Annotated in this window: 22 protein-coding genes; 18 read left to right on the top strand and 4 right to left on the bottom strand. The window is 45.7% G+C overall.

Translation table 11 applies throughout. The features are described from left to right. The first annotated feature begins 163 nt into the window (after positions 1–163). Positions 164–1,519: an ATP-binding protein gene (locus Q3A68_RS15160; protein ID WP_302901952.1), complete on the top strand. Its 1,356-nt coding sequence runs from the start codon at positions 164–166 to the stop codon at positions 1,517–1,519. Between the two features lie 309 nt (positions 1,520–1,828). Here Q3A68_RS15160 and Q3A68_RS15155 read toward each other — a convergent pair whose 3' ends face one another. From Q3A68_RS15155 to Q3A68_RS15140, 4 genes are all read right to left on the bottom strand, one after another. Further along, positions 1,829–2,992, bottom strand: a complete 1,164-nt coding sequence (locus Q3A68_RS15155) for a pepsin/retropepsin-like aspartic protease family protein (RefSeq protein WP_302901951.1) — start codon at positions 2,990–2,992, stop codon at positions 1,829–1,831. A 158-nt stretch (positions 2,993–3,150) separates the two neighbouring features. Beyond that, complete coding sequence (locus Q3A68_RS15150; protein WP_302901950.1) at positions 3,151–3,444, bottom strand: DUF6520 family protein; 294 nt, start codon at positions 3,442–3,444, stop codon at positions 3,151–3,153. A gap of 86 nt (positions 3,445–3,530) precedes the next feature. After that, entirely contained in the window at positions 3,531–3,986 is a 456-nt protein-coding gene (locus tag Q3A68_RS15145) for a MauE/DoxX family redox-associated membrane protein (protein ID WP_302901949.1), read from the bottom strand. Positions 3,987–4,139: 153 nt separating this feature from the next. Then, entirely contained in the window at positions 4,140–4,706 is a 567-nt protein-coding gene (locus Q3A68_RS15140; RefSeq protein WP_302901948.1) for a Crp/Fnr family transcriptional regulator, read from the bottom strand. A 192-nt stretch (positions 4,707–4,898) separates the two neighbouring features. Here Q3A68_RS15140 and Q3A68_RS15135 point away from each other — a divergent pair, with 192 nt between their 5' ends. From Q3A68_RS15135 to Q3A68_RS15055, 17 genes are all read left to right on the top strand, one after another. Then, complete coding sequence (locus Q3A68_RS15135) at positions 4,899–6,200, top strand: aminotransferase class I/II-fold pyridoxal phosphate-dependent enzyme (protein ID WP_302901947.1); 1,302 nt, start codon at positions 4,899–4,901, stop codon at positions 6,198–6,200. Further along, positions 6,193–7,068 carry an RteC domain-containing protein gene (locus Q3A68_RS15130; protein WP_302901946.1) on the top strand — a complete coding sequence of 292 codons (876 nt, stop codon included), beginning with the start codon at positions 6,193–6,195 and terminating at the stop codon, positions 7,066–7,068. Before Q3A68_RS15135 ends, Q3A68_RS15130 begins: the two co-directional genes overlap by 8 nt. Before the next feature lie 145 nt (positions 7,069–7,213). After that, the gene (locus tag Q3A68_RS15125) at positions 7,214–7,717 is read left to right on the top strand and encodes a hypothetical protein (protein ID WP_302901945.1); all 504 of its coding nucleotides are present in this window, start codon (positions 7,214–7,216) and stop codon (positions 7,715–7,717) included. A gap of 10 nt (positions 7,718–7,727) precedes the next feature. Further along, complete coding sequence (locus Q3A68_RS15120; protein ID WP_302901944.1) at positions 7,728–8,024, top strand: DUF4134 domain-containing protein; 297 nt, start codon at positions 7,728–7,730, stop codon at positions 8,022–8,024. Between the two features lie 43 nt (positions 8,025–8,067). Continuing rightward, positions 8,068–8,376 (top strand): DUF4133 domain-containing protein, encoded by a 309-nt coding sequence (locus tag Q3A68_RS15115; RefSeq protein ID WP_302901943.1) that lies wholly within the window; start codon positions 8,068–8,070, stop codon positions 8,374–8,376. Next, entirely contained in the window at positions 8,363–10,822 is a 2,460-nt protein-coding gene (locus Q3A68_RS15110; protein WP_302901942.1) for a TraG family conjugative transposon ATPase, read from the top strand. Before Q3A68_RS15115 ends, Q3A68_RS15110 begins: the two co-directional genes overlap by 14 nt. Beyond that, complete coding sequence (locus Q3A68_RS15105) at positions 10,819–11,121, top strand: hypothetical protein (protein ID WP_302901941.1); 303 nt, start codon at positions 10,819–10,821, stop codon at positions 11,119–11,121. The genes Q3A68_RS15110 and Q3A68_RS15105 overlap by 4 nt, the downstream gene beginning before the upstream one ends. Beyond that, complete coding sequence (locus Q3A68_RS15100) at positions 11,118–11,777, top strand: conjugal transfer protein TraI (protein ID WP_302901940.1); 660 nt, start codon at positions 11,118–11,120, stop codon at positions 11,775–11,777. Before Q3A68_RS15105 ends, Q3A68_RS15100 begins: the two co-directional genes overlap by 4 nt. Next, a complete protein-coding gene (locus Q3A68_RS15095) occupies positions 11,764–12,393 on the top strand; it encodes a hypothetical protein (protein WP_302901939.1) in 630 nt (209 codons plus the stop codon). The genes Q3A68_RS15100 and Q3A68_RS15095 overlap by 14 nt, the downstream gene beginning before the upstream one ends. Further along, positions 12,380–13,027 carry a TerB family tellurite resistance protein gene (locus tag Q3A68_RS15090; RefSeq protein ID WP_302901938.1) on the top strand — a complete coding sequence of 216 codons (648 nt, stop codon included), beginning with the start codon at positions 12,380–12,382 and terminating at the stop codon, positions 13,025–13,027. Before Q3A68_RS15095 ends, Q3A68_RS15090 begins: the two co-directional genes overlap by 14 nt. 57 nt (positions 13,028–13,084) lie before the next feature. After that, positions 13,085–14,293, top strand: coding sequence for a conjugative transposon protein TraJ (gene traJ, locus Q3A68_RS15085; protein ID WP_302901937.1), 1,209 nt, complete (start codon positions 13,085–13,087; stop codon positions 14,291–14,293). A 2-nt stretch (positions 14,294–14,295) separates the two neighbouring features. Beyond that, positions 14,296–14,916: a conjugative transposon protein TraK gene (gene traK / locus Q3A68_RS15080; protein ID WP_302901936.1), complete on the top strand. Its 621-nt coding sequence runs from the start codon at positions 14,296–14,298 to the stop codon at positions 14,914–14,916. Further along, a complete protein-coding gene (locus Q3A68_RS15075; protein ID WP_302901935.1) occupies positions 14,913–15,140 on the top strand; it encodes a hypothetical protein in 228 nt (75 codons plus the stop codon). The genes traK and Q3A68_RS15075 overlap by 4 nt, the downstream gene beginning before the upstream one ends. Before the next feature lies 1 nt (position 15,141). Next, on the top strand, positions 15,142–16,167 hold the full coding sequence (locus tag Q3A68_RS15070) for a conjugative transposon protein TraM (protein WP_302901934.1): 1,026 nt from the start codon (positions 15,142–15,144) through the stop codon (positions 16,165–16,167). A gap of 6 nt (positions 16,168–16,173) precedes the next feature. Next, a complete protein-coding gene (locus Q3A68_RS15065) occupies positions 16,174–17,178 on the top strand; it encodes a hypothetical protein (RefSeq protein ID WP_302901933.1) in 1,005 nt (334 codons plus the stop codon). A gap of 225 nt (positions 17,179–17,403) precedes the next feature. Beyond that, positions 17,404–18,177: a DNA-formamidopyrimidine glycosylase family protein gene (locus tag Q3A68_RS15060; protein ID WP_302901932.1), complete on the top strand. Its 774-nt coding sequence runs from the start codon at positions 17,404–17,406 to the stop codon at positions 18,175–18,177. Positions 18,178–18,259: 82 nt separating this feature from the next. Beyond that, the gene (locus Q3A68_RS15055) at positions 18,260–19,441 is read left to right on the top strand and encodes a S1/P1 nuclease (protein WP_302901931.1); all 1,182 of its coding nucleotides are present in this window, start codon (positions 18,260–18,262) and stop codon (positions 19,439–19,441) included. Positions 19,442–19,449: the final 8 nt, after the last annotated feature.

Genomic DNA, 19,449 nt, shown 5'->3' with positions numbered 1-19,449 from the left:
ATACTGTCCCTGAGACTATCAACTCATCTTTAAATATTTCGGATTGATATTTTTTAACTGCCTTTATTTTGTTACAAAATAATGCAACAACAGGGTTTATTTTGTTACATAAATAATGTAAATTTGCCTTTATTCTGTTACATTTACTGCGATATTCGTTATCATGGCCTTTAAAAGAAGTATTGAAAATTATCTTAATCGCTGGAAATTAAGTACCGTTCGTAAGCCGCTTATTATAAGAGGCGCGCGTCAGGTTGGTAAAACAACCCTAATACGTGATTTTGCCGGAACGTATGCACATACCATTGCGCTCAACCTGGAGAAACCAGCTGACCGTCGTTATTTTGATGATTTTGATGACGTCCAAACGATTTTTGAAGCTTTGTTTTTAACGCATGATATTCCTTCATCTGCTGTCTCAAATACTCTTTTGTTCATCGATGAAATACAGGAGAGCCCTAAAGCCATCCAACTACTGCGCTATTTTTATGAAGAAATACCAGCGCTTCATGTCATCAGCGCAGGTTCCTTATTGGAATTTGCCATGCAGAAAGTACATAGCTTCCCGGTAGGCAGGGTGGAATTTTTATATCTCCACCCATTGAATTTTCAGGAATACCTGGAAGCCACAGGAAAACAAGCGTTGCTAAAGCAATTACTGCAGGTCCCGTTAAAAGCGTTTGCGCATCAAACCTTAATGGATGCCTTTCATCGTTATGCGATTATCGGTGGGATGCCTGAAGTAGTAAAAACCGACGTTCAGCAACATTGCCTTTCTGATTTGTCTATCATCTATGAAAGTATTTGGAGTACTTATAAGAACGATGTAGAAAAATATACATCCAACGACACAGAAAGGAAGATCATCAAACATTTAATGGATACCGCACCGCAGTACCTGGATGAACGCATCAAGTTTCAAGGCTTTGGAAATTCCAGCTACCGGTCAAGAGAGGTAGGAGAAGCATTCAGAACTCTTGACGATACGAAGATTGTACGTTTGATCTACCCTACGACAGATTTGCACCCCCCCTTGAAGGCTGATTTAAAGAAATCACCGCACCTACAGTTCCTGGATACCGGCCTGGTCAATTATTCACTAGGAATCCAGGCAGAGATGCTGGCTATGGATGATTTGAGCAGCGCCTACAAAGGGGCGGTTATACCCCATTTGGTGACGCAGGAGTTGATATCCCTACAAAGTATTTCAGCGCATACGCCGAATTTTTGGGTAAGGGAAAAAGCCCAGTCCGATGCAGAAGTCGATTTACTTTATGTTTATAATAAACTGGTTATTCCTATCGAAATAAAATCAGGAAGTACCGGCACTTTAAAATCGCTTCATCAGTTCATTGAGGCTGCTGACCATCCATACGCCGTCCGAATGTACGGCGGTGCTTTTAAGGTAGAGAAAGCTGTCACTCCAAATAAAAAGCCATACCTGCTCATGAATTTACCTTATTATGCAGGCACCGCACTGCCGCAGTATATTGAATGGTTTGCCGGGCAGAAAATTTAATGTGCAGACCGATGGTCTGACAGTGGAATGGAGGGTTTAAGGCCCCCTATTCTGAGGCAAGGGTAGAGAGGTGTCTGCCGATACCGCATCATAAATTGACTATCGAATATTTTTTATAGATGCAGTATTACACCCAATAAAAAAGATAGCAAAAATGTTATCACAACGATATTATCACAAGTAAAATATGATTTACAAATATTTACATATTGCAAAGAGGTGCTACTTTTGATAACGGTTTACTTTGGATAAGAAAAGCGGTCGATGATATGATATAAAATCTGTTTATCAGTAAACTTCAGCCATTATTTAAGCACCGTCCTTCTTCTGGTCGGCATATTCAGTATCATAAAGCTTATTCGGTTTCAGGTAGATCACATTTTTCTGAAAATCTAACACGGTGTTGAATCTTTTTAATACATCGGTTCCTAAATAATGAACCTTCACCCCTGCCATTGGCTTACCCTGTGTCATAATCTGTGCCGGAACATCTTTGAGCTCGAATTTTCCAATCTTCAGACTTTCCAAGTTGGCTGTTATCACCGGTACCTCATTCCCCTTGGTGCCGTGCATGATTATTTTTTTAATAACCCGCATTTTCCCGGTCGGAAATTTTGACGCCGTCAGTACATCATTATCCAGCATCACGGTCCGTTGATAGCCTAAGTCAAAAAAGAACAGGCTTTTGTCCGTGTGGTTGCCCTGGTTGATGGTACTTTCGATAAAAGGTTTGTTTTTGATAAAAGTCAGTTTGAATCTGGAATAACCGACATCATGCAACAGTAGTCCCGGCATTTTAGAATGAACAATCATCCTGTTGTGATCATAGTCCAGCTCTACTATCATTCCATCAAACAGGTTCCAACCCAACAGCCCGTCAACTTCGTTACCTGCTATCGCTATATCATAAAGCTTGCTTTTAAAAGTTTGGTTCCCAACTTTAATATCATAGGCTGTATTGTAAAGCTTACGGTGTGATTTTACCTTTTGCTTTAAGGCGTCATTGGTAATACAAATTTCAGTTGCACCGCTATCGAAATTCAGGATTAAGGAGTCGGTGCCGTTAAGTACAACAGGCAAATAGTTAGTGTTAAATTTATTAATAAAAAAGGCAATGGTATCGTGAACCTCCACCGATAATTTGCTGAGATCTTTCAACTCCGGACATTCAATCCTGGTCAAACAGGAATCTTTACCATTGAGCAGCACAACAAAATCCTTATGCTGCCCAGGTCCGATACGAAAGCTGAGAGAATCTACATCCGTTCTGAACTTTATAGTTTCCGACCGGGTCAATTTTCCGGTTAAAAAGATATCCGGTTTGAGTTTGGGGTTGATATGCCAATCTGATAATACATTATGCTGTTCGTAGATCTTAGCCTGGTTTGAGGTGGCATGAATAACAGGTATTTTATGCTGGCAGAAGCCGGAAACGGGGACTAACGCTAACCATAATATTAGGGTAATTTTCACTTGCAAATATTAAAGGTGCTGTCGTTTTACTAACAAAGTAAACTAATATACGAATGCCTTACAGCTTTTAAATTTTTAATTGGTAAGGTTTAGGCTTGAGCCCCCGAGCAGTATAATTAAGGAATGACGCCATTGCGATGGCGTCATTCCTTAATTACTTAATTGTGATGGATATAAGTCGCCCCGGGACCTGGAGGCGTATCCTGGCTGGGCACAGTTACCGCGCAATCTGCGGCGGTACCTGAACAGCCGTAATCACTTTTTGCCTGCCCTACGGTTCTGTTCGGGTCATATACCCCGCCATTCGCAACGGTGACGATATTTCCCGAAGCATCCGAAGTCTGCCAGTTAAAATTTGCACGGTTCCCGGCAGCTTCTTTACTGGTTGCAAAGGCCACGCCGACGCTTAAAGTCAGTGCAGCGGCGATAAAGCCCAATTTTACTTTTTTCATAAGATTAAAAATTAAAGTGTTTTACCATCCGTTTTATAGACAGGCAACGGCTCGCCTGTTTCTACGCGCGTGAAAATCTTGCCTGATTACCTTTTTTCAGAAGAAAGGTCGTGTTGGATATCTTTTTTATGAAGCCATAGGGCTATGCCATTTAGCAACAGAAATACTGCATTGAAAATCAGATGCCCGCTCCAACTCATTTCCGAAATAACTCCACCGCAGGTACAGGGAAGCCGTAAGCCTGACAAAAGCATAACGGAAATGTATACTTCAAATAATAAGAACAGGAAGAGCGACATCCAGAGAGGTCTTAGGAGGCGCCGCGGATAGATGATGCCGATCCCCAAGGCAATAACGAGCATCCATTCCAATAAGGGCATTATCCAGCCGATTGCCGGGGCAAACATTTTTATCAGTGGAAATGGTGCTAAGCGCATCTGGAAAACAAACCTGTAATAGTCGAGAAATTTACTTGTTGCCGTGTAGGCAAACAGTATGATTAACAGGAACGTGATGATTTCCTTCCAACGGTTGCTTTTCATATCAGTAGAATAATGGGATAAAGGTAGCGCGCGGCAGCTGAGGGACGATGATGCATAACCACCGGATAGACCCGCTTTTAATGCGTTTTTACAGGTCAATTGACCACGCAGAAAGCGATCTTAAGGTAACCTGTGCCTAATGTTTTTGGGTAGTCACCGCCTGGCCATGTAACGGCCCAGGGTTTCACGGGACATGTGCAGGTAGGAGGCAATCATTTTAGAAGGCACTTTGGTAAAAAGGGAATTATAATTTTTCCGGATAAAAATATAGCGTTCTTCCGCTGGCAGGGAAATAAGCAGTTGTCTCTGAAATTCTTCTTCCAGGTATTGGAGCAGCAGGGTTTTAATCAGCAGTGAAGTTTCCGGAAAAACAACCTCTAATTCATAAAGGCTGGCATAGCTCATCGTGATCACCTCGCTTTCCGCCATGATTTCTATATAATAATGCGAAGGCACTTTGTAATAACCCTCAAAAGAAAACAGGATGTTCCCTTTATCCCAAAACTTAACAATGTGCTGCTGGCCATGCTGGTCATAAAAATAGCTCCTTGCAAAGCCTGCTTCCATAAAATATAATCTGTTCTCTATATGTCCGGCAGCATTCAGGATTTGATGGGGCTTATAGCGTTCCAATTGCAATTTTGCTTCCAGTGCTTCCATAAACCCGCAGGATAGCTTTGTCTTTTCTTCCAGAAGCTTCATTAAAATTTCTGATTTCATTGGCGATAAATTGGGTGATCCATCCATCCAGTCCGCTAGAAAGGGTTGCTTTGACCGTTAATTTTGAGCGGGCGAGATTCAGGGATGCAAAATTAAGTGGACATTTTCGGGAAAAATGGGACATGGAGATATATTTCTTAACAGTTAATAAATTGTTTAACCTAAACCATCATGTCCCAACTTTAGATTTTTTTGAGACATACTTTTAGGGAAACTAACCCCCTACCTTGTATGAACATCGACTATAACAATGCAAGTTTCAAAGATTTTGAAAACATTGCCGGGCAGGATGCCTTTGCTACTGCCGCTGAATTTCAACGCTATTTAAATTTCCTTAAAAGCAATGGTCACCTCAATTACCGGATCGAATCCTTATCCCCGGCAGGGCCTGAAATGAACCTGATATTACCCGGCGACGCCCACCCTACCTGGGCGGTGTGCCTGGTTTCCAATGACTATCTGGGATTCAGCCAGCACGGAAAGGTCAAGGAGGCCGTTGTTAGGGGAACCGAACTGTTCGGCACCGGTTCCGGCGCCTCGCCTGCTATCGGCGGGCATTTCGTTTATCATCGCCAGCTGGAAAAAAGGATCGCAGAATTCTACCGGCGTAAGGGCGCCATCCTTTACACTACCGGCTATACCGCCAACAGCGCCACGCTGCAATGCCTGCTCCACAAGGAAGACCTGGCTATCCTGGATATGGCCGTTCACGCCAGCGTTTATGAAGGTGTGTTAACGACGAACGTCAAAACATTTCTGCACAATAACCTGGAAATGCTGGAGCAGGTGCTCAAAATGGCGCAGCACCAATACCGCACGAAAATGGTCATCATTGACGGCGTGTACAGTCAGGACGGTGATCTTGCCCCGATAAGACGAATTGCTGAATTGACCCACCGTTATGGCGGTTACCTGGTTGTTGACGATGCCCATGGCATCGGCGTCGTGGGAAAGACCGGCAGAGGCGTAATTGAACTGCATGACGCGTTCGAAGAGGTCGACATCATTACCGGAACTTTCAGCAAGGCGCTGGGTAATATCGGCGGCTATGTGATCGCTCATCCGGAGCTTATCAACTACCTGAAGTACCAATCCAAACAACACTTGTTCTCGACCACGGCTACCCCGGCGATTATGGGGATCATCCGGGCAATTGAGTTGGTTGACGAGGAGCCGCATTGGCGGGATAAACTCTGGGAGAATATAACGTACCTGAAAAATGGACTTTTAGGTTTGGGGTTCGATATAGGAACCACCGAATCTGCCGTGATTCCCGTCAAAGTCGGCGATATCTCCAAGACGCTGGAGGCAGGGAAACTACTATTGAGGGCGGGGATATATACCAACCCGATCATGTATCCGGCAGTATCTAAAAAGAATGCCCGCATCCGCATGAACGTCATGGCCACCCATTCTTTTCAGCATCTGGATAAGGTACTTAATGCATTTGCGCACATTGACGCTAAACTAAAAATCTCTAAAGACCATGAATAGCAAAGCAGCGCGTTTTCATACGGCTTTGGAGAGCCAGCTGGCAGCAATTACGCTAAATGGCCAGTCGGCGATGGAACAATACCGGTGTTCCATACTGATCTGCAAAAAAGCGATGAACAAAATGAAGCGTTATATTTCCAATTATGCCTTCCGGGACATTGCCGAAGAAATTCACTTTTTCAAAGAGGTAAAACCGCTTATTTACAGCAAGTATATCTACTTTATCAATGTCTACAACTTCCTGATGCAGTTGCCACCCGGCGGAGAAGATGCCGTCCGCGCTTATATCAACTTCCACCTGACCGATTTGCAACGGTTTTTCGACCATAACAAAGCATTTTATCAATACTACCGGTCGGGCAGCTCACTGATGGACCAGGTTTATTTTACCCGTGGCGCCTTTGATGTCCAGATGGAACTGGAAGATTTTGAAGAAGATGAACAATACAGCACCAGCCATGACTACAAATTATCAAAGATCATAGCGAATGAAAAATTCCAGGATTATCTCCAGCTCGAATACCTTAAGATCGGAACAGAGCAGGTTTTACCGGCTGCAGGAGCGGACATCTTCACATTTTCGCACCCGAACTGGACCGCCAGCCCGACCGACGCTATTGAATTGATCTATTCCCTTAAAGCATCAGGTTCTGTAAACAATGGCAATATCGAGGTGAGCGAACTGGTCGGGATCTTTGAGTTTGTCTTTGGGATGGAGATCAAAGAGTCTTACCATAAAATCATTGATATCGGAAGAAGAAAGAAGACAATTCCCATTTTCCTTAATAAGCTTACGGAGGGATTGCTCCGGTATTTAAACGACAAGCTGAGCCTTTCTATCGTCATCGGACTGCTCTTGTTGCTTTAGTATAGCAATCTATCTAAGACCATAACAGTCTATGATTCAGCAGAAAATACACAACGTGCGGCGATATGGTGAAATAAAAAATAAGAACGCCACCACATTTGTTTTGTCCGGCGGCATGGTGCCGCCGGTTTAAACTTGAAGAGATATGTTAAATGTGATCTCCTGGCAGCAATACCGGACTGCCACCCTTTTACTTAGCGTTACTTGGTATATTTATGTCGGCCTGCGCTATTACCGTACCGAACTCGCTGTGCTGTTAAAGATCAGGCCCGCAGTTCAAACGGTAGTACCCCCGGTAAACAATAAATTACCGGTGATTATGGGCGAAGCCAAACCCGAAGCAGACACCGGGCTGTACGCCGCAGAAGAACTGTTATTTTCTGTTGCTGAACCCGACGAGGTCGGCGAGCAGACCCTGCCCCCGGGCCCCGCAGATGACCTGCTGGCAGAAGGAAAAGTATTAATAGCGGCCTACGCCTGCAGTGATAACAAATCTGAATTCCTTTCGCTGTTTAAGCTATTACTGGACAATTATGAAGTGTTCAGGGACGAGATCAGCCTGCCTGTAATTATCCGGTCATTGCGCGAATTCGCAGACTCCCGGCTTCCTTTCGCTGTAGATGAAACGGAATGGCCATTAACATTTTAAACGCAACGTCATGAAAAAACAAGTCCAATTAATAACAGGCATCATGTTGCTGGCCATCGGCGCCTACGCCCAGGACGGCAACGCCGGCATTAACCAGGCTACCACCCAGGTCAAAAGTTATTTTTCTACCGGCACCAACCTGATGTATGCCATCGGTGCCATCGTCGGCCTGGTCGGCGCTATCAAGGTTTATAAAAAGTGGAATGACGGAGAGCATGATACCGGCAAGGTCGCCTCCAGTTGGTTTGGCAGCTGTATTTTCCTGGTCGTTGTGGCTACTGTCCTTAAATCATTTTTCGGCGTATGAAGCCCTGCCCTGCCGGGAATGGAGGGCGCAAATAAGAAAAGATATGAGTTATATCATCAACAAAGGCATTAACCGTCCGGTCGAGTTCAAGGGTCTGAAGGCACAATACATTGGCTATTTAGGAGCAGGCCTTGTTGCACTGCTGGTGCTGTTCGCCATCCTATACCTGATCGGAATGGCGATATACCTGTGCCTGCTCATCATTGCAGGTTTAGGCAGCACCCTGTTTTACAAAGTCTTTGGCCTGAGCCACAAGTATGGCGAGCACGGCCTGATGAAAAGGAACGCCCGGAGGTACCTGCCAACCTATTTAAAATTCAAGTCAAGGAGGCTATTTTATGAAAAACGCTGAACAGGTATTCCCGATCTATAAGGTTGAGCACAATACCTTACTATCGGCACAGGGAGAGTTGAGCGTTGCCTATGAGATCCGGCTGCCTGAATTGTTCACGTTGTCGAATGACGAGTATATGGCCTTTCACCAGGCCTGGGTAAAAGCCATTAAGCTCCTGCCAAAGAATAGCATCTTTCATAAACAGGACTGGTTCGTAGAAGCACGCTATCAGGCAGCATTCGGTGAGCAAACATTTTTGAGCCATGCCAGCGAACGCTTTTTCAACGAACGGCCCTACCTGGCGCACCATTGCCTGGTCATCCTGACCAAGCGGCCGGAAAACTTCAGGCCGGTCACCAGCGCCGTTAGCGGACTGATGCGTAAGCACCTTGTCCCGGCGCAAACGACCGACGGGGAGCTGTTCCGGGAGTTCCTGGACAACGCAGGACAGTTCAAACGGGTAATGGAGGACAGTGGCCTGGTCGCCATGCGCCGGTTACCGGATAACGAAATTGCCGGGACACTGGTCACACCAGGCATCCTGGAACAATACTGCTTTCTGATTAGTAAAGATGATGCGCCCGCATTGAAAGACATTCATTTAAAAGACGAATTACGGATCGGCGATAATCACTGCCAGTTGTATACATTGGCGGATGCCGAACACTTACCCGCACTTTGCGGACCGCGCATTACCTATGACCAGTACAGCACGGAGAAAACGAAATTCAGTACTGGTTTTGCCAGCCCCGTTGGCGCGCTGCTGAACTGCAACCATATCTATAACCAGTATTTATTTATTGAAGATAGTGCCAAAACCCTTAAAAAACTGGAAGCCAAGAAGCTGCGCCTGCAATCGTTGTCGGCCTACTCCCGCGAAAACGCAATCGGCCGTGATGCCACGGCGGCGTTTGTTGACGAAGCGATCAGCCAGCAGCGGCTTCCGGTTAAGGCACATTTTAATATCCTGGCCTGGACGGACGATAAAGCCCAACTCAAGGATGTGAAAAATAAAGTCAGTTCGGCGCTGGCCGCTTTAGACGCGCAACCCAAACAGGAAACGGATGGCGCCCCGCAGATTTGGTGGGCCGGCCTGCCCGGCAACAGCGGTAACTTCCCGATGAACGATACTTTCGATACGTTCGCCGAACATGCTGCCTGCTTTTTCAATCTGGAAACCAATTACCGGTCCTCTTTGTCGCCCTGTGGCATCCGCTTAGGCGACCGGTTATCGGGCAAGCCGCTGCACGTCGATCTGAGCGACGAACCCATGAAAAGCGGCATTACCACCAATCGCAACAAGTTTATTTTAGGCCCCTCGGGCAGCGGCAAGTCTTTTTTTACTAACCACCTGTTGCGCAGCTATTATGAACAGGGTTCCCATATCGTATTGGTTGATGTGGGGCATAGTTATGAAGGGCTGTGCGAATTTGTGGACGGCTACTATTTTACCTATTCTGAAGACAAGCCGATCAGTTTTAATCCCTTTTATGTGGGTGAAGGAGATACGCTGGATACCGAAAAACGCGAAAGCATCAAGGCGATGATCCTCGCACTTTGGAAGAAGGAAGATGAAGGCGTGCAGCGTTCGGAATATATCGCGATATCAGACGCCCTATACCATTACTACGAGCATCTCGACGGCTTTGCCTGCTTTGATACTTTCTATGAATTCCTGAAAGGCGATTTCTACGAAATAATGAAACAAAGCAAGGTCAAAGACCTGCACTTTGATATTGACAATTTGCTATTTGTTTTACGGCCTTATTATAAAGGCGGTGAGTACGATTACCTGCTCAATGCCACTGAAAATCTCGACCTGCTGCACCGCCGCTTTATTGTTTTTGAGCTGGACAATATCAAAGACCATCCGATCCTGTTCCCGGTGGTGACGCTCATTATCATGGAAACATTCGTGAGTAAAATGAGGAAGTTGCCGAAGGAGACCCGTAAAATGATCCTGATCGAAGAAGCCTGGAAAGCCATTGCACGGGAAGGTATGGCGGAGTACATCAAATACCTTTTCAAGACGGTCAGAAAATATTTCGGAGAAGCGCTGGTCGTTACCCAGGACATTGAAGACATCATCAGTTCACCTGTGGTCAAGCAAGCTATCATCAATAACAGCGATTGTAAGATCCTGCTTGACCAGCGCAAATACCAGAACGACTTTCCAAAAATACAGCAACTCCTGGGCATTACGGACAAGGAAACCGCGCTGATCATGAGCATGAACCGGGCCAACGATGAGCAGTATAAATACAAGGAAGTGTTTATCAGCCTGAATGGCCAGTTATCCAGGGTTTACCGTACCGAAGTGAGCCGCGAAGAATACTGGACATACACCACCGAGTCCGCTGAAAAAGCAAAAGTGAAAGCCTACAAAAAGAAATATGGTGATATCCGCAAAGCCATCGCGGTTATCGTACAGGAAGAACAACAAACCAAAAATAACGCCGCATGAAAACAACAATCAAACTCGGGGTGGCAATTTTGTCACTAGCAGCTTGTCAAAAAGCGAATCATGATGGGACTTATGTAAATCATAAAGTTGGCCAATACTCCACTGCCGATGATACATTAATAATTAGGGATACGGTTATTACAAAAAAAACTGGCTATCAAATAATCAGGGATGGCAAAGCATTGCCAAAAAACTTCGAAACACACATTTGGACAATGAACAGCCCGGATGCGCCGGTCCTACAGTTTAAGAATAGAACTGTGCAATTAGGCCCGACCATTTACACTCCACTGCCATGAAAAAGATCCGAATTATCACACTGACAATGTTACTGGGATTCAGTTCTCAAAGTTTTGCCCAATACCAGATCATTACTACAGTCGTCAAAAAGGTAATCAAAGCTATTGATTTGAAGGTGCAGCGTATGCAAAACAAAACCATCTGGCTGCAAAACGCACAGAAAACATTGGAAAACGAATTATCCAGATTCAGGCTAAATGAAATCTCCAATTGGTCTGAAAAGCAGCGGTCACTATATGAAGAATACTATCAGGAATTGTGGCAGGTCAAATCGACGATTACCTATTATCAGCGCGTCAAGGCCCTTACCATACAACAGGTGGCTATGGTTGGTGAATATCAGCGGGCCTGGCGGCTTTTCCAGTCCGACAAACATTTCAAGCCTGAAGAAATCACTGAAATGCAGCGCGTTTACCTGGGCATCCTTGATGCCAGTTCTAGGAACCTCGATCAAATCATGTTGGTGCTGAACCCCGGAAAAACCCAAATGACCGACCAGCAAAGACTGGAAGTGATCAATCAGGCCGGTGACCAGCTGGATGAGAACTACGTTGATCTTAAACAATACAATAACCAGAACATGATCCTGAGCCTGCACCGCAGCAAGGATCTGAACGAAGTACAAACCATCAAAAACTACTATGGCCTGCATTAAATTCACCTGTATTTTCCTGCTGTTCGGCATTACTGTCCGGGCACAAACATTTGCAGAATGGTTTAACCAAAAGAGTACGCAAAAGAAGTACCTCTATCAGCAGATCGCCGCCCTGCAAATTTATGGCGGCTACCTCCAGAAAGGTTATCACATCGCCAAAAGCGGACTGGGTTCTATCGGCGGTTATATCGGGAATGAATACAGTTTGCACAGCAGTTATTATACCCACCGGAAAACTGTAAACGCCCCGGTTAAAAGCGGCCCGCAGGTTGATGATATCCTTCGCTGGCAGCAGGATGTTTTAACGCAGACTAATAAACTAAAAACTCAAAAAGGACTCACTGGCAATGAAGCCCTATATGTCAGTAAGGTATGTGATGCCTTGCTAAGCGATTGCGATGCCCGGTTAAACGATCTTCAAACCGTCCTGGCTGATCAAAAAACCGAAATGAGTGACGAAGAGCGTATCCGTCAGATCGCAAGGTTGCACCAGGCTATGCAGGACAATTACCGTTTCGCGGCCGGTTTCCGGGCCCAGCTGCAACTCTATGTCCGCAATAAACAACAACAGGTTCGGGATATCAACACTTTAAATCATTTGTATGCAAGTCGTTAAAACAATCAGCCGTCCGGCAGTTCTATTGTTGGTGATGTTATGCTTCGCCATGCGGGCCAATGCCCAAAGCGATGAATTGCAGCAATTATTGCTGAACATCGAAAAGCTGACCCAGTTCAAGGCCATTCTTTCGGACATGAAAAAGGGCTATCTGATCTACCAGCAGGGTTACGGCACCATTTCCAATTTATCAAAAGGTAATTTCGATCTGCACCATGTTTACCTGGCGGGGCTGATGGCGGTTAATCCTGTGGTATTGAATAATCCCAGGGTCGGCCAGATCATGAGCCAGCAAAGTGACATCATCAGTGAATATAAACGCTATGCCAGTTTGTTCCGGCAAAGCGGCTCATTCAGTCTGGCTGAACTCAGTTATATGGACAATGTTTATAACCAGTTGGTCAAACAAAGCAATGCGAACGTGGATGACCTGGCTAATGCCACCACTGCCGGAAAACTGCGCATGTCTGATGATGACCGCTTAAGGGCCGTCGACCGTATTTATAACAGCAGTTCTGACCAGTTGCAGTTCCTGCGCTATTTTAACCGGCAGGCAGTTATGCTGAGTCTGCAGCGGAGTAAAGATCTGAATGATACGAAAACGCTTAAACGACTTTACGGGATATCTCAGTGAAACGCTCTTGAGCACCGTTGAAAAAACAATATAGTGCGAAAAAACTAAACCAATTTTATGAAAAAGAAGCTGCTATTAAGTGGCGCCTTGGCGCTGACGGGGATCTTCATTCCTCTATTTTCCCGGGCTGACGGGCTGGCGGGTGATATTCAGGGGCTGCAAGGCGTGTTGGATAAAGTGTATTCCGAGATGCTGCCGATGTGCAGCCAGCTGATCGGTGTCGCACGTGGCATCGCCGGATTCGGGGCGCTTTGGTACATCGCCGCCCGCGTCTGGCGGCAGCTGGCCAATGCCGAACCCGTTGATTTTTACCCGCTGATGCGGCCATTCGCGTTAGGAATGGCGATTCTTTTATTTCCCACAGTCATTGCCGTGATCAACGGTGTCATGAACCCGGTTGTGACCACTACCGGCGGCATGGTCAAACATTCAGATGCTGCCATCGCCCAACTCCTGGCACAGAAAGAGGCTGCTATTGAAAAAACGAATACCTGGCAAATGTACGTAGGCGATACAGGTGAAGGTGACCGCGATAAATGGTATAAATACACCCATCTAGGTGACCCATACCACGAAAACGAGGGGGTTCTGTCCGGCCTCGGCAATGATATGAAATTCGCAATGGACAAAGCGAGTTACAAATTCCGCAACAGCGTGAAACAGTGGATGAGTGAGGTGCTGCAAGTGGTCTACGAAGCTGCGGCTTTGTGCATTAATACGATCCGGACGTTTTATCTTGTGGTACTGGCCATCCTTGGCCCCTTGGTATTCGGTCTTTCCGTCTTTGACGGCTTTCAGCATACGCTGACGACCTGGCTGGCTAAATACCTGAACGTTTTTTTATGGCTGCCGGTAGCCAATATTTTCGGCAGCATCATCGGGAAAGTACAGGAAAATATGCTGAAGCTGGATATCCAGCAAGTGCAAAGCGCTGGCGATACTTTCTTTAGTTCCACCGATACCGCCTATCTCATTTTTTTACTGATCGGTATCGTCGGTTACTTCACCGTACCCGCTGTTGCAGGTTATATCATCAATCCTGGTGGCAGTAACGGATTATTAAACAAAGTCACCAACCTGACCTCCATCAGCCTGAGTTCGGTCAAGTCAAGTTCCTATGCGGCCGGAATGGCGGCAGGCGGCCGGATGGCTGAAGGAGCCAAAAATATAGTCAACACTCCCGGGCATATTGCCGATGGCGACCGCTCGGCTGGTTCAAATGACGTGCAGGCAGAAAAACTGAATGGCAACCCTAAAAAACAATAATCATGTTCACGCACCTTAAAAATATCGAAACCGTTTTCCAGCAGAATAAACGTATTGTGGCGCTGGTCATTTTAACCAGCGCGGCTATTTCCGTTGCCGCCATTTATTTTGCATTCTCTGCATACCAGAATGCATCTGCGCATATCTATGTATTAGCCAACGGCAAAGCGCTGGAAGCTATTGCTGCTGACCGCAAGGATAATATTCCCGTCGAAGCGCGCGACCACATTAAAATGTTTCATCATTACTTCTTTACGCTCGATCCTGATGAAAAAGTCATTGAAGGCAATATCAGCAAAGCTTTATACCTCGCAGATGAAAGCGCGCGCAACCAGTACAATGATCTGAAGGAGAAGAGCTATTACAACAACCTGATTTCGGGAAACATCAGCCAGACCTTAACGGTCGATAGTATCCAGTTGAACATGAACATCTACCCGTATGCTTTCAAATGCTTTGCGACTGAAAAGCTGATCCGGGCGAGTTCTACGATCAATAAACTGCTGGTTACGCAAGGCTACCTGCGTAATGTCAGCAGGTCAGATAATAACCCGCACGGATTCCTGATTGAGCATTGGGAAACTTTGGCCAACCGTGACACAACCATTAATAACCAGCCATGATACGAAACATCATCGACCGGTTCAGCTGCTGGTATAACGACCTCCATTGGGACAGGCAAGTCTACTACTACTTTGCATTTTGCTTCCTGTTCATCGGGCTGCTATGGCTGAGTATACATTATATCCGCTTCGACACAAAGGTGTATACGACTGGCCTGCCGCAGCACATCGGCCAGCCTTCCGGCCTGCAATTCAAAGATTCATTAACCCTTAAAAAACACTGATATGGAAAAGCAACGAAAATTTCTGCTGGTATTGCCGCTACTTATCCTGCCGTTCCTGACGATGGCCTTTTGGGCATTGGGCGGAGGCAACGCTGGGAGCAAGCCTTTAAGCAATAGAAAAGGCCTGGACACTGACCTGCCGGAAGCACAATTCAAGGACAAACATAAGACCGATAAAATGGCCGTTTACGAGGCGGCACACGATGATTCTACGCAGGACGGCATAAGCCCGGCCTTTTTAAAATCCATGGGCCTGATCAAAACATCGCCGCAAAAGGCCGATTCTTTAGTTACCACGGACGACCAGGCACAAAAGATACAGGCAAAACTGGCGCGATTAAACAAACAGCTTAACCAACCACAGACAGTAAGCAGACAGTCAGATAGTTATGAAGAACCAGAACCGCAGCAAGTAAAGCAGCTTAAGAAAATGATGCGCAACATGAACAGCGGTAATAATGCCCCCGATCCGGAAATGCAGCAATTGAACAATATGCTGGATAAAATACAGACCATCCAAAATCCTGCATCAGTCCAACCAAAGCCAGCAGCTACAGAGCCCCCCAAACCATTCCGTGCGATACCTGCGGTAATTGACGGTAAGCAAAAAGTAATGGACGGCGGCGCGGTTAAGCTAAAACTGACTGACACGGCAACCCTGCAACACCAATTGTTATCCAAAGGACAGGAAATCTTCGGGGTTTGCCAGGTGACTAACCAAAGACTGCTATTAACCATTCAAAATATCAGACTAGACAAGCAAATCATCCCTGTAAACTTAACCGTTTTCAGTTTGGACGGCATGCCCGGCATACCGGCGCCTGAAGCCGAACTCGGTGGTGCGGCGGGCAACGGGGCCGACAATGCCATCCAAAGCATGCAATTTCTGACCATGGATCAAAGTCTCGGAGCCCAGGCCGCTGCCGGTGGCATTAATGCTGCGAAAGGCCTGTTCAGCAAAAAAGTCCGAAAGATCAAAGTGAAGTTGAGTGATGAATACCCTGTGTTATTAAAAATCAATCAATAGACGATCATGGATGGCGAACTGAATATAGCCCCCCGGGAAACGGATTATTTAGACGATTATGACGGGCCTCCGGCCATTTATTTTTACGAACTCAAAAGCCAGCTCGCGGACCTGGGCTTCACCGATTCAACGCTAAAAATATTGCGAACCGAACTGATGCGCGGGAAACCTGATCTGACCTTATACTGGCCGATGAGGCGCCAAACCATGGAAACATATTTTTTAAACATAAATCAAAATCAGATGAACACCGAAAATTTAAGTTACCTGCAAAAGCAATTGCTGAACCTGGGGTTCGGCGAGAAACTAAATGAAGACCTCGAGAAAAACATTAAGTCGGGCAAAAAAGAGTTTACGCTGGCCACCGGCCAGGAGTACAACAAGCAATACGTCGATTATACCTTGCATTTTAAGGCAGGGGATCAAAATGACATGTACTTTTTCAATAGCTACGATGCCTCGTTACCGGATAAACAGATGCAGCAAACATTTTATATCAATAAAGGCAGCGGCATTACCGCGAAAGAGGCTTATAACCTCATGGAAGGGCGGGCGGTTCATAAGCAGTTAGAGAATCTCGAAGGAGAAAAGTATCATGCCTGGATCGTCATCGACAAGGAAAACAAAACTGAAAACGGCAATTATAAGCTCAGGCCATTTACCGAAGGCTGGAACTACAAACCTGAACGTACTATTGATAAATTAGACATTGTCGGCATAGATGAGGAAGGTGCCCGTGAAAAGTTGATGAAATCGCTGGAAAAAGGTAACCGTCACCAGGTTACGGCAATGAAAGATGGCAAGGAAGTAAAATTGTATTTAGAAGCCAATCCCGCGGAACACCGCGTCAACCTAACGAACTGGAAGGGCGAAGCGCAGCAACTGGAACATTATAAAAAGCCGGAGTTTAAGAATGACCATAAAAAGGATCAAAAACAAACGCAGGAACAAGAGGCAGACGATAACGGCACAAAAAAAAAGCGCGGCCGAAACAATAAGATGACGATTTAAAATGAACAGGCCTTCAAGTTTTTTGAAGGCCTGTTTTTGATACCTTCGGGGCGGACCTTGCAATTATGTTTATGATTCCGGTCTCGCCGACTTTAAAACTTACACTTGATTATCAACACCTAAATTTTCAGAGATAGGACTCAAAAGACATGGCGGCAGAAGACATCGCTGCACCCGTGTTTCATAAATATTTGCCAAGAGTGGGGCGTTCATTTATCTTTGTTCATGCCCGAAATACCAGACCTGAATATCTTCAGTAGAAATCTATCAAAACGACTTGTTGGCCAGAAGTTGACAGAAATCAACGTCGTTATACCCAGAAAGCTAAAAGTGCCGGAAACCGCCTTAAAAGAAGCCTTAGAAGGGCAAGAATTAACGGCTATTACCAGAGAAGGTAAAGAACTGTATTTCATTTTTAAAAACGGCCATGTGCTGAGCGTGCATTTAATGCTGCACGGAACGATGTACTGGTATGAAGGAAAGAATGGGCAAAGATTTACCATTGCTGAGCTCCTCTTCGCGGATGGTACCGGTTTAGCTATAACTGATTGGCAGAAAGCAGTGATATTAACGCTCGATCCGAAACCCTCAAAGGTGCCTGATGCCATGGCCATGCCGGAAGGTTACCTGGTCACCGCATTAAAGGGGAAATCTCATCCTATCAAAACAGCTTTGACAGAAGGAAAAGTCGTTCGGGGTATCGGCAATGCTTATGTCGATGAGATCCTTTACGCGGCAGGAATATCACCATTTTCCAAAGCCGACAAAATTCCAGATGATAAGATTGAAATGTTGATTAAAGTAATACCGACTGTTCTGACAGACGCAGAGAACCATATTTCAAGCATATTCCCTGATACGATTACGGAAAAAGAACGTGACTTTCTACAGGTGCACCGGCCAAAGCAAAAACAAACGTTGTCGGGCGAGCCTATCAAAACAGCCGAGATCGATAAGCGGAAAACGTACTACACAGAGGGCCAGGTCTTATATGAGTAATCAGCGTCAGCTTTAGTGACATTTTTTTTACAACCCAAAGAATAGATTTGAGGTTCATCCGGGACTTACTACTTTCACTTTTATGAAACGATACATCTGTTTATCCATTGCTGCAATATGGAGTATGACCCTTATCTCTTGGGGATTTAAGGGGCATAAAGCAGTAGCAACGATAGCTGAATACCACCTTAACAAGAATGTTAAAGACGCTATTGACGTACTCCTGGACAAACAGCCCATGGGGGATGTCGCTTCCTGGGCGGATGAAGTACGAAATGACCCAAAGTATAAGTATACTGCGTCCTGGCACTTTCTGAACCTGCCTTTGGGCTTGAACCGACAGCAATTTGAGCAGGCGGTGATAAACCAACAGCAACCTAATATCTATACCGCCATAATGAACTGTGAGGCCGTGATAGCTAACGTTCACGAACCGGACCAAAACAAAAAACAAGAAGCGCTGAAATTTTTAATCCATTTGGTAGGTGATGCGCACCAACCCATGCATATTAGCCGTGCTGAGGATAAAGGTGGTAACACCATCCAGGTGAGGTTTGACGACAAGGGCACGAACCTTCATAGTATTTGGGATAGCAGGCTCATAGATCATGAGGGCTTAAGTGATACTCAGATGGTAAAGGAATATGATACGGCAAGCCCCGGACAAATCAAAGCCTGGCAGAACGACAGTCCGGTTCAGTGGCTATGGGAAAGTTATCAGATCAGCACCAAACTTTATGCTGAAGCAGAAAAGACAAACAAACTCGACGACGAATACTATCGCACTCATATAGGGATCGTGCATGAACGTATAGATCGGGCCGGTATCAGGTTAGCCGGACTGTTAAACAAGCTCTTTGATGGCGTGCAAACAAAGAAAGTAGTCCTTACCCGTGTCGTGTTGACACCTCCCCCGGGTGCCCATCATTGGGGCGATCATGTCAGAGCTGTCGGTTTAGACGAACTAAGCAAACACATTGGTGATACCGTCAAGGTAAACGAAAAAGTTTATGGCAGTAAGGACATTGGCGGAATGATGCTGATCGATCTGGGCGCCGAATACCCCAATCAGAAGCTAACCGTAGTTCTAAAGGGCATGGCATTACAGTTTTTCAACGCTTTGGTTGAACAGCACGGTCAAGGTAAAAACGCCTCGCAATATTTAAAAGACAAAACGCTGGCTGCTATCGGCCATCTCGTGATATATAAAGGCAGACCTGAAATTGTGATCACTGATCCTAACGGATTCATACTGGAACCGTGATCAAAACA

Origin of the sequence: Mucilaginibacter tolerans (assembly GCF_030519375.1) — a bacterium.
Classification (GTDB): Bacteria; Bacteroidota; Bacteroidia; order Sphingobacteriales; family Sphingobacteriaceae; genus Mucilaginibacter.
This window is presented reverse-complemented; position numbering and strand designations above follow the sequence as displayed.

Excerpts from the sequence above, each read along its gene's own strand:
- Q3A68_RS15105 (WP_302901941.1), top strand. The coding sequence starts at position 10,819 with ATGAAAACAACAATCAAACTCGGGGTGGCAATTTTGTCACTAGCAGCT.
- Q3A68_RS15065 (WP_302901933.1), top strand. The coding sequence starts at position 16,174 with ATGGATGGCGAACTGAATATAGCCCCCCGGGAAACGGATTATTTAGAC.
- Q3A68_RS15100 (WP_302901940.1), top strand. The coding sequence starts at position 11,118 with ATGAAAAAGATCCGAATTATCACACTGACAATGTTACTGGGATTCAGT.
- Q3A68_RS15110 (WP_302901942.1), top strand. The coding sequence starts at position 8,363 with ATGAAAAACGCTGAACAGGTATTCCCGATCTATAAGGTTGAGCACAAT.
- Q3A68_RS15145 (WP_302901949.1), bottom strand. The coding sequence starts at position 3,986 with ATGAAAAGCAACCGTTGGAAGGAAATCATCACGTTCCTGTTAATCATA.
- Q3A68_RS15130 (WP_302901946.1), top strand. The coding sequence starts at position 6,193 with ATGAATAGCAAAGCAGCGCGTTTTCATACGGCTTTGGAGAGCCAGCTG.
- Q3A68_RS15140 (WP_302901948.1), bottom strand. The coding sequence starts at position 4,706 with ATGAAATCAGAAATTTTAATGAAGCTTCTGGAAGAAAAGACAAAGCTA.
- Q3A68_RS15090 (WP_302901938.1), top strand. The coding sequence starts at position 12,380 with ATGCAAGTCGTTAAAACAATCAGCCGTCCGGCAGTTCTATTGTTGGTG.
- Q3A68_RS15095 (WP_302901939.1), top strand. The coding sequence starts at position 11,764 with ATGGCCTGCATTAAATTCACCTGTATTTTCCTGCTGTTCGGCATTACT.
- Q3A68_RS15125 (WP_302901945.1), top strand. The coding sequence starts at position 7,214 with ATGTTAAATGTGATCTCCTGGCAGCAATACCGGACTGCCACCCTTTTA.
- Q3A68_RS15055 (WP_302901931.1), top strand. The coding sequence starts at position 18,260 with ATGAAACGATACATCTGTTTATCCATTGCTGCAATATGGAGTATGACC.
- Q3A68_RS15115 (WP_302901943.1), top strand. The coding sequence starts at position 8,068 with ATGAGTTATATCATCAACAAAGGCATTAACCGTCCGGTCGAGTTCAAG.
- Q3A68_RS15160 (WP_302901952.1), top strand. The coding sequence starts at position 164 with ATGGCCTTTAAAAGAAGTATTGAAAATTATCTTAATCGCTGGAAATTA.
- traJ (WP_302901937.1), top strand. The coding sequence starts at position 13,085 with ATGAAAAAGAAGCTGCTATTAAGTGGCGCCTTGGCGCTGACGGGGATC.
- Q3A68_RS15060 (WP_302901932.1), top strand. The coding sequence starts at position 17,404 with ATGCCCGAAATACCAGACCTGAATATCTTCAGTAGAAATCTATCAAAA.
- traK (WP_302901936.1), top strand. The coding sequence starts at position 14,296 with ATGTTCACGCACCTTAAAAATATCGAAACCGTTTTCCAGCAGAATAAA.
- Q3A68_RS15070 (WP_302901934.1), top strand. The coding sequence starts at position 15,142 with ATGGAAAAGCAACGAAAATTTCTGCTGGTATTGCCGCTACTTATCCTG.
- Q3A68_RS15075 (WP_302901935.1), top strand. The coding sequence starts at position 14,913 with ATGATACGAAACATCATCGACCGGTTCAGCTGCTGGTATAACGACCTC.
- Q3A68_RS15120 (WP_302901944.1), top strand. The coding sequence starts at position 7,728 with ATGAAAAAACAAGTCCAATTAATAACAGGCATCATGTTGCTGGCCATC.
- Q3A68_RS15150 (WP_302901950.1), bottom strand. The coding sequence starts at position 3,444 with ATGAAAAAAGTAAAATTGGGCTTTATCGCCGCTGCACTGACTTTAAGC.